The organism is Methylobacterium aquaticum, assembly GCF_001043915.1.
GTDB classification, from domain to species: domain Bacteria; phylum Pseudomonadota; class Alphaproteobacteria; order Rhizobiales; family Beijerinckiaceae; genus Methylobacterium; species Methylobacterium aquaticum.
In genome coordinates, this window is the sequence record NZ_LABX01000062.1 from 1 (window position 1) to 15,109 (window position 15,109).

Here is a 15,109-nt window from a genome sequence, read left to right on the forward strand (position 1 = left end):
GCCGCGCGGCGGGCGGCCGGGGGCGCCCGCCCCCCCGGGGCGGGGGGGTGAGGAAAAAGGCGCGGCCCACGGGGAAACCCCCCCGCCCCAGCCGCCCCGCCGCCCGGGCCGGGGGGGCCCCACGCCGCCTTGGGGGCCCCGCCGCCCCGCCACCAGCACCTCGCCGCCGGAAGCCCCCTCCGGCAGGGCCGTGAGCCACCCGTCGAACCCGCTGCCGAAGAGCGTGATCCCCGCATCGTCGCCGGGGGTGAGGCCCCCGGGCACGAGCCGGGCCGCGAAGGCGGTGGCCTCGGCCTCCGGCGCGTCGAAGGTCAGCCGCATCAGCCGGTCGATTCCGGCCTCGTCGGCACTCCGCAGGTCGCGATGGCCGGGCGGCAGCGTCACGCCGAGGAACGCCTCGATCTCCGGGACGGAGACCGGCCGCTCAGGCGTACAGGCAGAGAGCAGGGCAGCCGGAAGCAAGGTCAGAAGCAATGCCGATCGCGCGGCGGGACGCGGGCTCACCGGCCCGGCTCCCGCAGGTAGGCCCGGATCTGCCGGGCGTAGTCGCGGGCGCTCCCTGCCTCCGGCCCGGTCCCGCGGGCGATCCGGTCGAGGGCAGCGAGCGCCGCCCGGCCGTGGCGCCGGCTGGCGAACAGGGAAAGCCCCTGCTCGGCGACATAGACGTCGAGCCCGGTGAGGCCGGCCACGCAGGCAAGGTAGGCGGCGGCGTTCTCGACCTGCCCCGGATCGAGGGCGAGCCGCTCGACCGAGGCTTCGCCGACGAGTGCCGGCGGATAGCGCCTCTCGAACGCCGAAACGAGCGCGGAACCGAGGAGGGCGGAGGCGCGCACCTCGGCGCAGCCCGGCAGCGGAAGACCGGCGACCGGCACGGGCCCGGCCCGGGCGGGGCCGGACAGGAGAGCGAGCGCGAGGAGGGCGGCGCGCATCAGCGTGGGTAGCCCGTCACCCGCAGGCCCCGCCCGGTCCGCTCCACGGGGAAGCGGCCCAAAGCCGCGAGGCATGCCTCCACGGCACCGAGATCCTGCACGGTCTCCCGGTCGGCAAGGCCGCGCCTGATCTGCGCGCACGTCGAGGGTGAAGCAGCCGTCCCCGGCGAACAGGCCGGCGGGGACGGCGACCCGGTGGCTGTGGCCAGCCAGCTCGCCATGGGCAAGCACGGTGTGCGGCAGGGGCCGCTCGACGGCTTCCCTCGGTAGGGCCCGGACCGCCTGAATGAAGATGTTGCCCTGTCGCCACCTGGCAGACTCCGCTGGTTGTCGAGATCAGCGATCGGCTCCACGCCGAGCGCTGATCCTCATCCGGCTGATGATCGCAGTGTGCGGTCAGTGGCGGCCGAGCCTCGACAAGCGAGGCCATCAGGATTGTCTTTCCGTCATCACGCTAGCCCGAGGATCGACTGGTGGTCAACCTCGGTCGCGCAACCGCTGCGGTCACGGGGTCACACGCCCGCGACCAGACCCTGGACCAGGATCGCTACGCTTCGCGTCCCGACGCCCGGCGACGGGTGGCGGGTGGCGGGTTGCCTCGTCGACGACCGCCGGAAACATCCGGTTGACCTTCACGCTCATCCCGGTAGAAATCCAGCCACCAGCCGAGACATCGGACGTGCTGCGCCCGATCTCCCGCCGCTTTTCCGGCCATTCGACCGGCGCACCCTCGACGGCGCCGCCCGATCGTCTTGCGATCGTCTGGCGCGCCCCATGCCGCATCGGCATCTGATCTCCCGCACCCAGGAGGCGGCCATCCCAGAGGCAACGATGTTGCACGTGCCCTCGCGGCCGCGCGCCCTCGCCGGTCTGATCGCCGCCACCGTGCTTTTGCCGCTCGCCTTCCTGCTTCTCGGCCTATGGGAGCGGCAGCGCGGCGCCGGTGACTGGGCCGAATTCTCGGCCGAGCACGACCGCCTCGCCGGGGTCGTGGCGGATCTCGAGGCGCGCACGCCGCGCGACGGGCGCCCCGATTACCGCCTGCACTTCCGCCACGACGGCAAGAATTACGGCGGTCCCCTCGCGGTGGTGAAGGCGCGCGAGGCCCGGGACCGGGCCGGAACGCTCGTTTCCGTGATGAACTGGCGCCGCTGGCTGCCGCCGGTCGCGATCGCGGGCGGTGGGATCGCGGCCGGGCTCTCGCTCCTCGTGCTGCTCGCCGGGGCGTCCCTCGCGCGGCTCGGGCGCGGCTCGCGCGACGCGCTGGTGGGCGGCTTCTCGCTGATGCGCCGCCTGCTGCCGGCAGCCCTCGCGGCCCAGATCCTGGCGGCGACCGCCGCCTTCGTCGCCGTCGTCGCCTTCGAGGCCGGGCTGCTGCTCCAGGGCGGCCTCGAAGGCGACGGGATGAAGCTCTTGGGGATCGCGGCCGTCGCGGTCGGCGCCACGCTCCTCGCGGCGGGCGGCGCCCTCCTCGGCCTGCGCCGCGCGCTCGACGCCTTCGAGCCCGACCCGCTGCCGATCCTCGGCCGGCCGATCACGCCGGCCGAGGCACCGGGCCTGTGGCGGCTCGTCGAGGGCCTGGCCGAGCGGATGGGAGCGCTGAAGCCGGAGGCCGTGGTCGTCGGCCTGACCGAAGGCTTCTTCGTCACCGCCGGCCCGGCGGTGCTGGAGCCCGGCGGCACGCGGCTCTCGGGCCGCATCCTCCACCTGCCGCTGCCGCACCTCGTCCTGATGCGCGGCGACGAGATCGCGGCGATCATCGCCCACGAGCTCGCGCATTACGCCGGTGGCGACACCGCCTACAGCCAGCGCTTCCTGCCGATCTATGCCGGAGTCGGGCGCTCCCTCGACGCGGTGGCGGCGCGCGAGCGCCACGCCCTCGGCCTGCTCGGCCCGTCGCTGCGGCTCGGCCGGTTCGTGATGGAGCGCTTCCACCTCGCCGTGCGCCATTGGAGCCGGGTGCGCGAGTTCGCGGCCGATGCGGCGGGTGCGCGGGTAACCTCGACCGAGGCGGCGGCGCGGGCGCTCCTGCGCAGCGGCGCGGTCTCGACCCGCATCGCCGAGACCCTTGCCGCCGCGGCCGAGGCCCCGGACGCGGCGCCGCCCGACCTCGTCGCGGCCGTGCTCGACCGCGCGGTCGAGCACGGTCTCGACGACCCGGCCTTCCACCTGGAGGTCGAGCAGGCCCACCCGACGGACACCCACCCGCCGACCCGCGAGCGCATCGCCACCCTCGGGCAGGCCCTCGACGCCGACCTCCTGAGCGCCGCCGGCCTCACGCCGCCGCCACACGCCCTCGGCCAGCTCGCCGCCTACTTCGCCGACCCGGCCGGGCTCTGCCGGGCGGCGAGCGCGGATTTCCTCGGCGCGGTGCGCGAGCGCGACGCGGCGTTCCGCGCCCATCTGGAGGCGAAAGCCGCCGAGATCGGCACCGAGGAGCGGGTGCTGCGCGCGAACGACCGTCCCCGCGGCCTCGTGCTGGCTGGGGCCGGCGGCCTCTTCGGCCTGGTCGCCCTGGCCGTGGCGGTGTTCGGCATTCCCGGGATCCTGCCCCGCGAGGCCACCGTCGTCCTCGCCGCGGCGCTGACACTCGCCATCCTGATGGGCGGGGTCGGAGCGTTCGTTCTGTCGCGGGGCGAGCCCGTCATCCTGGTCCTGAGGCCCGAAGGCCTGGCCGCGCCCGGTCTCGACCGGACGATCGCCTGGAGCGACATCGCCGATCTCGACCTGACCGGGACCCATAGCGGCCTCGTCATGCGCGTGCTGCTGCCACCGGCCGTGCCCTGGCCCGAGCGGCGGCCGGGCCGCCCCGCCGCGAAGCTCGACCCGAAACGCCGCATCGTCACGCTGCCCCTGCCGATGCCGCGCGGGATGAACCCGCAGGGCTTCGCCGACCTGATCGCCACCTACCAGTCGGCGGCGCAGGCCCGGTCGATCCTCGCCGGGACCACGGCCGCCGCGCCCGTGACCGAGCCTGCCTGACGAACCGCGAGAGGATTCATGACCGGAACCCCCGAGACCGCCTCGTCCTACCGCCCCGATGCCCTGCGGCTGCCGCCTCGCGGGCACGGGTGGATCAACACCTTCTGGGTCCTGTTCGGCGTGGTGGCGCTCGGGGGCATCCTGGTCGCCTGCGCGGTCTACACGGCGCCGGCGGTGATCTCGGACTGGCGGGTCCGCGCGGCGGCGCAGCCCGCACCGGAAGCCCGGGTGAGCGAGGGCAAGTGCAGCGCCAAGCTCGTCATCCACATCTGCGACGCGACCCTCGCCCTGCGCACGCCCACCGGAACGGTGACGCGGCGGGTGAACTACGTGTTCTCCGGCTTCCATGCCGGCGAGTACCGCGTCGGGGTGATGGCCGATCCGGCCCGCCCGGACCTCGTCACCACCGATCTCGGCCTCGACCGGCTGTGGAACCGCACGATCACCCTGCTGGCGATCGCCGGCGCGATCGCGGCCTGCATCGTCGGAGCGCTGGTCTCGCTCGTGCGCAACCGGCGTGCCGCTTCCGGTGACGTGGGTTGAGACGCTGGCGCCGATCCGGTCTCATCAAACCCTCCTAGAAACCCCGGCGTTCAGGCCGGGGAGCGCGGGCATTCTCCCGTTGCTGTCAGACGTATTGGGCGACCACAGAGAGCGGAGCGCCGCCACAGGACGCCACGAAATACGACGGCGACCAGAGAACGCCCTGGTGGTAGCGTTCGGTGATCTCGGGACGCATGTCTCTGAGCTTGCGGCTCGACACGCCTTTGAGGCTGTTGACGAGCGTCGACAGGCTCACCTTCGGCGGGTCGGTCACGAGCAGATGGACGTGATCGTCCTCGCCCGAGTACGCGACAAGCTCGGCCTCGAAGTCGTGGCACACCCTGGCGAAGATCGTTTTCAGATCGCGGATCGCGAGTTCGGAGAGCACGTCGCGACAGAATTTCGTGACGAAGACCAAGTGCGCGTGGAGGACGTAGACGGAGGGCGTAGACGACGTGTCTGCCCCTGCGGATGTCCACGTTGCGGCTCCTGAGACCAAGCTGTAGGTTCTCAGGATGATCGCCCGCGGCTTCCGCTTCAAGCTGGATCCGACGCCTGAGCAGGATGCGCTTCTGCGGCAGTTCGCGGGCGTGTGCCGCCTCGTCTACAATCTCGGCGTGGAGCAGCGCGCCACGTGGGGGCGAAAGCACAGGATCGGCTACGTCAGCCAAGCCGCCGATCTCACGCGCTTGCGGGCCGAGTTCGACTGGATCAGGGCCGTGTCCGTGTCGTGCCAGCAGCAGGCGCTGCGCGACCTCGACCGGGCCTTCCAGAACTTCTTCGCGGGGCGGGCGAGCTTCCCGCGCCCCCGCAAGCGCGGCGTCAACGACAGCTGCCGCTTCCCCGGCCGGGAGGTCGAAACGAAGCGCCTGAACGCGAAGTGGAGCGCGGTGCGCCTGCCCAAGATCGGCTGGGTCAAGGTCCGCGACACGCGGCCTCTGCGGGGCGCGCTGAAGAACGCCACCGTCAGCCTCGACGCGACCGGTTGGCACATCTCCCTCGCCTGCGAGATCGAGCACGACGCCCCCGCTCCGCGGCCCGAGAGCGTCGGCATCGACCGCGGCGTGGCGACGACCCTTGCTCTCTCGACGGGCGAGATGATGCGCCTGCCAGAGAGCCTGGAGCGGATCGAGGCGCAGAAGCGGAAGGCGCAGAAGGTCGTTGCCCGGCGCAAACGTGGATCGAACCGCAGGCGCCGGGCTCAGGCCCGCGTCGCCCGTCTCCAGGCCCGGCAGGCCCGGATCCGGCGCGACTTCCACCACCGTGCCACCCTCGACATTGCCCGCAGGTTCGGTGTCGCTGTCCTCGAAGACCTCAACACCCGCGGCATGAGCGCATCCGCCCGCGGTACGGTCGCCGAGCCCGGCCGCAACGTCCGCCAGAAGGCGGGGCTCAACCGTGTCATTCTCAACGCGGGCTGGCACCTTTTCGCGACGATCCTGGCCTACAAGATGGAGGAGAGGGGCGGACAGGTCGTGACCGTACCGGCTCGGTTCACGAGCCAGACCTGTGCCGCATGTGGTGTCGTTGACGCCCGGAGCCGCGAAAGCCAAGCGCACTTCGTTTGCGTCAGTTGTGGCCATACTGACCACGCTGACACCAATGCGGCCATCGTCATCAAACGGCGTGCGAACAGCGCGTTGCTGGACGTGGAGGGTTTGCATCAGCAGCCCTTTGAAGCGTCAACTGGACGAGATCTCACAGGCTCCGAAAATCCCCGTCCTTCAGGGCGGGGAAGATGTTAAGGTCGTCAACCTTGCCTTGAGGGTCGGGTGGGCCGGGTGAAGGGCGTGCACCTGGGATCGGAACAGGTCGCGAGCCTTCAGAGCAGGCGCAGCATCACCTGTCCGGTGCGCGGGTGAAGGACGACGAGGCGGCCGCGTTCGTCGAACAGGGCTGCCGTCTCGCCGTCGCGCGCGAAGCGGGTGCGCAAGGCCCGGCTGCCCCGCCAAGTCACGGCCGGCCCACGGCTCGCGTTCGATCCGGGCACGTCCACCCAGAGCATGCCCTCCGCCGTGTCGGCGGCGGCCCAGAGCCGGCCGTTCTCGGTCGCGACCAGACGCGGCAGCGTCCGCGGCTCGGCGCGGGCCGTCGCGGCGATCAGGGCGCGCTCGTTCTCCCGGGTGGCCGGGGTGAAGGCGTGCGGATGGGCACGCAGGGCCGGATGCGGGCCGGCATCGTCCAAGGACCACGCGACGCCCTCCATCAGCCCGAGCACGGCGCCGTCCGGGCAGGGCGGCGGCGTCCAGAACCGGCAAGTGACGGCCAGCGTGCGGATGACGAGGCTCCACCACTCGACGAGCCCGTCGTGCCGGGCATGGACCAGGGCGTAGCCGTCCGCGAAGGCGGCGAGCGCCAGGGGCCGGCCGGGCTCGGTGACGGGCACGCGCCAGTGATGGATCGGTGCCGCCTCGGTGGCGTCCCCGACGGCGTCCGGCCGGGCGAGGAGCGAGGCCGTGTCGAGCCGTGCGAACCCGTCCCCGTCGAAGACGAGCCAGCCGGTCTCGTCCGCGTGGGGATGCCAATGCGCGACGGACAGGCGCCCGAGCGGCGCGAGCCGTCCGGCCCCCGGATCGAACAGGAGGAGGGCGATGCCCTCGATCGTCCGGCGCAGCACGAAGGCGCGGTCGCCCTCGGCAAGGGTGGCGAAGCCCACGAGGCCTTCGACCTGACCGCGCCAGCGCTCGCGCCCGCCCCGGCCGAGGAGCCGCACCAGCCCCGAGCGGTGGCCGACCAGCACGCGCCCGCCGGCGAGCAGCGCCACGTCGGCGATGCCCGCGAGCGCCGGCCCGTCGGGAATCGCGAGCGGGCCGGCCGCGGGCGCGTCGGGAGGCGCCGGACGCGTCCGCAGGCGCCGGAGGTGCTGGCGCAGCGCGACCTGCGCTCCCGCCTCGGCGAGGTGTCCGGCGAGGCGGGCCCGCTCGGGATCGTGGCCCATCGCCCCGTCATCGGCGGCGAGGCGGCGCGCGAGCCCGCGGCAGAGCAGGGCGAAGGCAGGGCCCGGCGGCCGGGGCGGACCGCCCTCGAAATCCGGGTCGAGCCAGAGGGCCGCGACCGCCCGGCGCCGGGCCGCGCCCGCCGCGCCGGGTTCGGCCAGCAGCGCCGCGAAGGCCGCGTGGAGCGGGTCGCCGTCCCGCGCCTCCCAGGGCAGGGCGCGCAGCGCCCGCGCCAGGGCCTCGGACCGGGGCGGGCTTTCGGCGGCGAGCGCCAGGCCGATCCAGGCGGCCCGGCGCCCGGCGAGCCCCGGGACCACGCGGGCGAGCGCCGCCGCGCGGTCGAAGGCGCCGGCCGCCGCGAGGCGTTCCGCCCAGGCCTCCGCCAGGACCGGGCGGAACGGATCGCCGGGCTTCAGCTCCTTCCACAGCTCGGCATGGGCATCGTGGCGGGCGGCGAGCGCCAGGGCCCGCTCGGGCCGGCCCGCCCGGAACCAGAGCGGGACGACGACGCCCGGGCCGAGCCGGCGCGCCTCGGCGAGCCGGGCGGCGGTCTCGACGCGCCCGGCCTCGGCGAGGAGGCGCATGGCCGCGTGGGGATCGCCGACGAGCTCGTCGAGCACGAAGGCGGCCCGGTCGGTCTCGCCGGCCCGCCCCAGCGCGACCGCCTGCTCGCGGTAGAGCGCCTTCAGCCGCGCCTCGTCCGTGGGATCGAGGCCGAGGCCGATCGAGCGCACCGGCCCGAGATCGAGCGCGAGGCTCCGGCGCAAACCGGGGCCGGTCAGCGGCAGGTCGGCGAAGGCACCCTGCGGGCTCGGCGGGCCGCCGAGCCCGATCGCCCGGTGCAGGGCCTCCTCGATCCGGCCCGCCGCGAACAGGCGCTCGACCTCGACGAGGCGGCGGGCGTAGAGGCGGCGCAGATGCGCCGCGTAGGGCGAGCGCCACGCGAGCCACGCCGCTGCGCGCCGCCAGACCGGGGAACGGGGCGGGCCGCCGGCCGCGGCCGATGCGGGCTGGGCCGGAGAGCCCTGCTGGTGCAGCCGCCCCGCCGTCCGGCGGCGAAAGACGAACCACGCGACGGCGAGACCGGTGAGCAGCGGCACCAGCAGGCCGCCCCACTCCACCTCGCCCGCGCCGCGTTCCGCCGCCGTCCGGACGGTCTCGACGAGTCCCATCCCCATGCCGCCCGCTATCATGAGCAGCAGCAGGACGAGGTAGGCCCGCCACAGGAACCCGAACGCGCCGCCGAGCACGCGCCGGGTGCTCCTGCCGAGATCACCAAGGGCGTGCCGGAGCCGCCGTCTCGGCCGCCGCGTGAGCGCCGCGCGCATCGGCGCGAAGGGTTCCGCGCCGGCCGGCAGCGCCGGAGCGCTGGCGATGCGCCGGGGTGGGGCCGCGGGACGCAGGGCGGGGACGCGCTCGGCCCGGACGACCGCCACCCCGTCGAGCGCCCACCAGCCGGCGACGTCGAGATCCGCGAACCCGGCGAGCGGCACGGCGGCGAGTTGGCCCGCCGCGACGTGGACGAGGTGGCCGCGCAGGGCCTGCGCAAGGGCCGGCTCGGGCTCGGCGAAGGGGACGGTCGCGAGGAGGCCGGAGCGCCGCAGCACCGGCAGGCACGGTCCGAGCGCCGCGCAGTCCCGCACCAGCGGCGCGCCGAACAGCACGAGGACCAGGTCCCCGTGCGCCCGCGCCTCCGTCGCGTGCTCGAGCCACGGCCGGAGGCGGGCGCGCCAGTCCGGCCCGGCCCGGCTGCGGTCCATCAGCACCCCGTCGAGCGGGATCGTTCCGGCATGGACCCAGCCGCGCAGGCGCAAACCCGCGAGCGGGCTGCGCGCGTCCGGCACGGGCGAGGGTCTCAGGCGCGCAGGCATGAGGCGTCGTCCGCGACCGTGTCGAGGTCCGGCAGGTGCCGCCAGGTTCCGGTGCCGGCTCCCGTGCCCGGCCCGTCGAGGGGGCACAGGGCCAGGGCCTCGACGTAGCCCGCCGCGTTGCGGCGCGCGGCGGCGATGCATGGGCCGGCGCGGGGATGAACGGCGAGCCGCACCTCGTCGAGGGTGTCGTCGGGCAGCGCCAGCGGATCGCCGAGCGGTTCGCCGTCGAGACCGCGCAGCGTCAGGCCGGTCGCGTCACGGTGGAGGGCGGCGGGATGCTCCGCCGCCGCCCCGTGGCGGCGCGGATCGTGCATCGCGAAGCCGACGATGCGCCCGTGCGGGCGGACGGGCAGGCCGACGCATCGCGTCTCCTCGCTCCAGGCCTCCGTCAGACGCCAGACGCCGTCCGCCCCCTCGGCCACGAGGACGAGGCGGGAGCGGCCGGCGAGGACGTCGAGGAAGCCGGTCCGCTCCGGCGGCAGGGCGCCTGCGGGGAAGCGGGCCAGCACCTGCCCGTCCGTGCGGCTGCGGGCCACCACGGCGCCCGTGCGGTCGCGGGTCAGCAGGGCGGCGGGCACCACCGCGATCGGGGCGGCTCCCCGCAGGCTCGAGTAATCGGCCACCCGGTCGCCGGCGAGCAGGAACGGGGCGCCGTCCGGCGCCAGGAGCCAGCAGCGGTCGCGGCGCTTGAGCGCGCCGAGTGGCGGCAGGGCCGGTCCTGGAAAGCGCGCCTGCGCGAGCGGATGGTCGCGCGGGACCCGCAGGTCGAACCGCGTTTCCTGCGGGGCGCCGCCGAGATTCCAGCTGCGCAGGACGATGCGCGCCCGGTCCGCGTAGACGGTGACGAAGGCCGCGCGGATCAGGCCCGGGCCGACGTCGAACCCGGCGAGGCGGTCGTGGCGGGCCACGGCCAGGACCAGGGCTTTGCCGTCGCCGAGGACCGGCATCACCAGGATCCCGTCGGGACGCGCCACCAGGAGGTGCTCCGCCCCCGGCGCGAAGGCGAAGCCCTCCGGCGCCCAACGGGTCGAGGCCTCGGCACGCTGCGGGCGCGCGGGCCTCGCCGATCGATCGCCGGGCGCCCGACGCGGCCGGAACGGGTCGCGCAGCAGCGCCATCGCCTCGGCCTCCGGCGGCAGGTCGAGGCGCACGCGCGCAAAGCCTCCGGCGGCGGACGCGACGGTGACCTCGGCGGCCACCGCGAGGCCGGCCGGGTCGAGGCGCGGCCGCTCGGCGATGGCCACCCGGCTCGCCGGGCGGGACGCCTCGGGCAGGTCCTCCCCGCCGACGAGCCAGAGGCTCGCGCCGGGGCGCGCCGTGGCGCGGGTCGCGGCGGGCTCGGCCAGCATCCGGTGCAACTCGGCCCCGTCGAGGACCGTCGCGGCGGTGTCCGTCAAAAGGAGCGCCGCATCCGCGGCGTCCAGCCCCTCGCGCCAGCCCCGCTCCGATGCCGCCGTCGAGACCCAGAGCAGGCGCGCGCCGCGGCGCCGGGCGAGGCCGGCGAGGCAGAGAAGCGCCGCGAAGGCGACGAGGCGGGGCGCGCCGAGGAGGTCCGGCCCGGCGTCGAGCACCACCAGCACGGCGCCGGCCTCGGCCGCCTGCCGGTAGACCGGCTCCAGTGTCAGCAGCTCGCGCGCGGCGGCGCGCTGGAGGAAGGCGTCGGGGTCGAGGTCGCGCCAGAGCCATTCGGAGGCGACGAGCCGCTCGATCCCGCCCCGGGATCCGAGGCCGCCGACCCCGTCGATCTCGCCCTCGGGATGCGCGCCCGCGCCGTCGACCCGGTCGATGAGCGGATAGAGGGCGTCGACCAGGGCGGTGAGGACGCGCAGGTCCGGTTCCGGCATCTCGGCGAAGAGCGCGGCCCAGGGTGCGAGCGCTGGCGGCAGGGCGGATGGCACGGCGCTCGCCGCGACGGGCCGTGGCACGCTCACGCCAAGCCTCCGAGCAAGGCGCCGAGGCGGGCCGCGTCGACCTCGGAGAGCGCGCGGGACCCGGAGAGATCGAGCAGGCGCAGGCCGCCTCCTTCGGAGGCAGGGACGGCGGCGGGTGCAAGGAGCGCCGGGCCGGGAAGGCCGTGACGGTCGAGCAGGCGCCGGCCCACCTCGGCGCACCAGGGCGCCGGCACGTCGAGGCGGCTGCCGAAGGGCAGGAAGAGCGGGCCCGCGGCGGCGAGCCAGCCGAGCGGCGCCGCGCACCAGGGCAGGGGCGTGCGGTCGGACAGCACCTCGGACCCGAAGAGCACCGCTTCGCCGCCCGCCAGTGCGAGGCGGAGATGGGCGTAGCGGGCGATGCGCGGCGCGATTCGGTCGAGGAGGGCGGCAGCCTCTCCCGGGGTCAGGCGCAGTCCCGCCGGCCGGCCTTCATCCGCGGCAGGAACCAGCCGCAGGGGGAGGGCGGGTGCGTCCGCTCCGTTCAAGGCCCGGCCCCGCCCGCTCAAGGCCCAGCTCCGGCCGGCTCCCGGCAGCGGGCCAGGAGGGCGTCGCGCGCGGCGGCGAGCGCGGGCGGCCGGGCCTCGGTCGCGAAGGCGGCGTCGACCTGCACCAGGAAGGACTCGGCCCGCACCAGCCAGGCTTCGAAGGCGGGTGCGGCGCGGTCTGCCGGGGCAGCCGCGGCGAGCGCCTCGCCCTCCCGGGCGAGGTCGGCGGCGCGGGCGGCCGGGCCGTAGCCCGCAGCCTTGGCGGCCTCGGGGAGAACCGGACTTGCCGCCGCGCCGAGCTCGGCCCGCAGAAGGTCGCGGGCCTCGTCCTGGGCAATGCGGTGCTGGACGAGGTGGATCAGGGGCCAGAGGTCGGCGGCCGTGGCCTCGGTCCGGCCGGCGATCAGCGCCGCGGCGGCCACCAGGGCCTGCCCCCGCACCACGCGCCGGTCGCTGAGGGGCACGCCGCGGGCCCGCAGCTTGCGCACCACCTGCGCGTAGGCCGGACGGACCGGGGTGAGGTCGATCCTGGCGGCGGCCGCCGCGAGGGCGTCGATCCCGGCGAGCGTCAGCGGCGGTTCCGCCCCGGCCTCCGGCTCGCCGGCCGCGCCGGCCAGCAGGGCTTCGAGATCGGAATCGGCGAGGGGGTCGACGAAGGCCGTGACGAGGAACCGGTCGGCGAAGGCCGCCAGCGCCGGGTCTTCCGGCAGGGCATTGCTGGCGCCGACGCAGCAGCGCAGGGGCACGGCGGTCTCGAAATGGCCGCGCCGGTAGCGGCGCTCGTTGAGCACGCCGAGCAGCGCGTTGAGGATCGCGGTCGAGCCCAGGAAGACCTCGTCCAGGAAGGCGAATTCGGCCTCCGGCAGCATGCCGGCGATGTCGGGCCGCAGCTTGCCCGCGCGCAGCGCCTCGAGATCGAGGGGGCCGAACAGCTCGGCGGGCTCCGTGAAGCGGCCGATCAGGTACTCGAAGCACCGTGCCCCCGTGCCGGCGGCGCAGGCTCGGACCACCGCGGACTTGCCCGTGCCGGGCGGTCCGATCAGCAGAACGTGCTCGCGCGCCACCAGGGCGAGATGGACCAGCTCCACGAGGTGGCGGCGCCCGACCAGGCCGTGGGCGGCGCGGGCGATGCCGCGCTCCAGGCATGCGATGGCGGTGTCGATGCGGTCCTCCCGTGAGGCTCGTGAGGTGCAACGGAGCGCGGACGCCCCCCTGGGAAGAAGCGGGGCGCGGCCGCGCCCTCGTGACGAAACCGGGCGCGGTCCGGCGCCGGCGGGACGGTCCCGGATCGGGCGGGACTGCCGGCACCGGGCGATCCGCAATGTCGCATGTTTGGGCCGGACGTCCACCCCGCCCCGCGCGACACCACATCGGCGGACCACGAGCCTGCCGGCACCGCCCGCGCCCGCGCCGTGGCCCGGTCCCCGGGAGGCCCGAGACGGGGAGCGCCGATCGGCAGCTTTGCGCTCCGGGCGGTCCGGCATCCGCCGTGGCGAGGGCGTCAGGCGACGGTGTCGAGCGGCCCGGCATCCTCGCGCATCACGGCGATCCAGAGGGCGGCCTGCGCGAAGATGGATGCCGTCCCCTCCCTGGACGCGAGAAACGCCGAGAGACGCATGGCCGTGGCGGCGTGGCCGGTCTGTCGCAGGCGCGCCACCAGTCGCGGACCGCTCGCCGCCGCGACCGGCGCGAAGGCGCGACGCCCGGCATGGAGCGCGCCGGCAAGCAGAGCCTCGGTTTCCTCGATGGCGTCGCGCTCGCCCGCGGCCGGAACCGGCAGCAAAGGGGCGCCGGGTCGATCCGGATCGTCGAGATCGGGCACGACGAGGCGCTCGGTGCCGACGGACCACGGCTCGCAGAGCAGCGTGCCTGCCTCGATCCGCACGCGGCCGGCGACCTGCCGCACGGCGCCGTAAGCCCCGGCGAAGGCCGCGGCGAGGATGCCGAGGGCCCCCGGCGCAGCACGGTCGTAGCTCCGCGCGAGGTGGAGCCGGCCGCCGTCGCCAGGCAGGTCCACGGCCGCCTGCCAGAGTTGCGCGCCCGGGGACCATGCCTGCCCGAGGATCTCGCCCACGTCGAAAAGATGGAGGGCGTCGAGGCGGTCGCGCGGACGCAGGAAGCCCGGTGCCCGGTCCGTGAGCCGGTGCAGCACCGTTCGGACCTCGCTCACGGCGAGCGGTGCGGGCAGGCGCAGAACCGCGTCCCGCGGCAGCAGCGCGGTGCGCCCCCGGGCACCCTGGCCGAGGACCAGGAGCCCGTCGGCCCGGCGCCGGGCGACGCTGGTGAGGATCTGGCCCCGTCCGATGCCGGCGAGCGTCAGTCCCGGCGCGAGCGGGCGCCCGGGCAAGGCGGCGACGAAGCCCGGCTCGTCCGTCGACGCCTCGAATTCGCGCTCCAGCGCCAGCGTCGCGCCCGTATCGGTGTCGGCGAGCGCGACCCGCGCCACGGCCCCGCGCCCGCGGGCGACGATCCGGGCCCCGAGCGAGACGAGGCGGGTCTTGGCCATCGCCGTCTCGTAGGGCTGGCCGAGGCCGAGCGCGGCAGGATCGGCGGCCCGTGTGCGGGCCATGAGTTCGGTCGCGAGCGCCAGGACCGCACCCTCGTCGTAGGTGGCGCTGCGCGCCGCGTAGGCCGCGAGCTGCGCCCGCAGCTCGGCCTCGGCCAGCAGGATCTGGGTGGCGCCTCGCGCCTGCGCGGCCCGTCGCAGGCCGTCGAGGGCGGCCCCGTGCGCCTCGGGGCCCGCCGCGGTTCCCGCGTCGAGGAGGCCCTCGACGAGCCGGTCCACCGCCGCGGCGAGATCCTCCGCGGCTGCGACGTCGGTCCCCCCGAGCCGGACCTCTGCGGCGCCCGCAGCCTCGCGGAAGGCGCGAATCGCCACCGCCACGTGGGCGCAGCCGCCGCCGGCAGCGCAATCGCAGCGGGCGTAGTGAACCGCGTCCGGCACGAGGAAGCGCACGCTGGCCGTGGGCAGGCGCGCCGACGGCACCGGGCCGTAGTCGAGCCCGACGGTGACGCCGGCCCCGAGCAGCCGCTTCAGCTCCGCCGCGGCGGAGGTGCCGAGCCCCGCCTCGAACGTCGCACCGTCGAGGGTGCCAGGATTCCAGGTTGGGCTGGGAGCGGCCTCCGGTGCCTTCACCTGGCTTGCGGACGACACCGCCTCGGCGCGGTAGGCCACGACGAGGGCGACCCGGTGGCGGCAGAGTCCGCTGGCCGGGCAGGTGCAGGCGGCTTCGCCCGGCGGTCGGCCGGGGGAGAGGCGGGTCACGGTGCCGTCGGGAAAGCGGGCCTCGACGATGCCGTCCGGCCCTTCCGTCAGCGCCGGTCCCTGCCCGGCCGCGACCTCGCGGAGCGCCCGCTTCACCAGGCCCGCATTGGCGAGCTGGATCAGGCCGTCCTCGGTCAGGGCGAGAAGGTCGGGGCGGGCCATCGTGG

General features: G+C 75.6%; 11 protein-coding genes and 1 pseudogene. 4 read left to right on the top strand and 8 right to left on the bottom strand.

Features of this window, described 5'->3' with window-relative positions:
* Both VP06_RS36125 and VP06_RS08695 read right to left on the bottom strand, forming a co-directional pair.
* Positions 1–504 (bottom strand): annotated as a pseudogene (locus VP06_RS36125) (hypothetical protein); the annotation flags it as partial.
* Positions 501–929 (bottom strand): hypothetical protein, encoded by a 429-nt coding sequence (locus tag VP06_RS08695; RefSeq protein WP_048463390.1) that lies wholly within the window; start codon positions 927–929, stop codon positions 501–503. The pseudogene VP06_RS36125 and the gene VP06_RS08695, both read right to left, overlap by 4 nt.
* Positions 930–1,554: 625 nt before the next feature.
* On the opposite strand from VP06_RS08695, the gene VP06_RS36130 reads away from it, so the two are divergent.
* The 3 genes from VP06_RS36130 to VP06_RS08705 are packed head-to-tail and all read left to right on the top strand — an operon-like array spanning position 1,555 to position 4,454.
* On the top strand, positions 1,555–1,722 hold the full coding sequence (locus tag VP06_RS36130; RefSeq protein ID WP_156295508.1) for a hypothetical protein: 168 nt from the start codon (positions 1,555–1,557) through the stop codon (positions 1,720–1,722).
* 38 nt (positions 1,723–1,760) lie between these two features.
* Entirely contained in the window at positions 1,761–3,911 is a 2,151-nt protein-coding gene (locus VP06_RS08700) for a M48 family metallopeptidase (RefSeq protein WP_245291106.1), read from the top strand.
* Between the two features lie 18 nt (positions 3,912–3,929).
* Positions 3,930–4,454, top strand: a complete 525-nt coding sequence (locus VP06_RS08705; RefSeq protein ID WP_048463391.1) for a hypothetical protein — start codon at positions 3,930–3,932, stop codon at positions 4,452–4,454.
* Between the two features lie 85 nt (positions 4,455–4,539).
* Here the strand turns inward: VP06_RS08705 and tnpA are convergent, their stop codons facing one another.
* Positions 4,540–4,953: an IS200/IS605 family transposase gene (gene tnpA / locus VP06_RS08710; RefSeq protein WP_425350897.1), complete on the bottom strand. Its 414-nt coding sequence runs from the start codon at positions 4,951–4,953 to the stop codon at positions 4,540–4,542.
* A 16-nt stretch (positions 4,954–4,969) separates the two neighbouring features.
* On the opposite strand from tnpA, the gene VP06_RS08715 reads away from it, so the two are divergent.
* Positions 4,970–6,199 (top strand): RNA-guided endonuclease InsQ/TnpB family protein, encoded by a 1,230-nt coding sequence (locus tag VP06_RS08715; RefSeq protein WP_048463393.1) that lies wholly within the window; start codon positions 4,970–4,972, stop codon positions 6,197–6,199.
* Between the two features lie 77 nt (positions 6,200–6,276).
* Here VP06_RS08715 and VP06_RS08720 read toward each other — a convergent pair whose 3' ends face one another.
* The 5 genes from VP06_RS08720 to VP06_RS08740 are packed head-to-tail and all read right to left on the bottom strand — an operon-like array spanning position 6,277 to position 15,104.
* The gene (locus tag VP06_RS08720; RefSeq protein ID WP_048463394.1) at positions 6,277–9,261 is read right to left on the bottom strand and encodes a hypothetical protein; all 2,985 of its coding nucleotides are present in this window, start codon (positions 9,259–9,261) and stop codon (positions 6,277–6,279) included.
* A complete protein-coding gene (locus tag VP06_RS08725; protein ID WP_048463395.1) occupies positions 9,246–11,192 on the bottom strand; it encodes a thioesterase domain-containing protein in 1,947 nt (648 codons plus the stop codon). Before VP06_RS08725 ends, VP06_RS08720 begins: the two co-directional genes overlap by 16 nt.
* Positions 11,189–11,698 (bottom strand): hypothetical protein, encoded by a 510-nt coding sequence (locus tag VP06_RS08730; RefSeq protein ID WP_156295509.1) that lies wholly within the window; start codon positions 11,696–11,698, stop codon positions 11,189–11,191. The genes VP06_RS08725 and VP06_RS08730 overlap by 4 nt, the downstream gene beginning before the upstream one ends.
* Positions 11,695–13,161 carry an AAA family ATPase gene (locus VP06_RS08735; RefSeq protein ID WP_280950187.1) on the bottom strand — a complete coding sequence of 489 codons (1,467 nt, stop codon included), beginning with the start codon at positions 13,159–13,161 and terminating at the stop codon, positions 11,695–11,697. The genes VP06_RS08730 and VP06_RS08735 overlap by 4 nt, the downstream gene beginning before the upstream one ends.
* Before the next feature lie 17 nt (positions 13,162–13,178).
* A complete protein-coding gene (locus VP06_RS08740) occupies positions 13,179–15,104 on the bottom strand; it encodes a hypothetical protein (protein WP_048463397.1) in 1,926 nt (641 codons plus the stop codon).
* Positions 15,105–15,109: the final 5 nt, after the last annotated feature.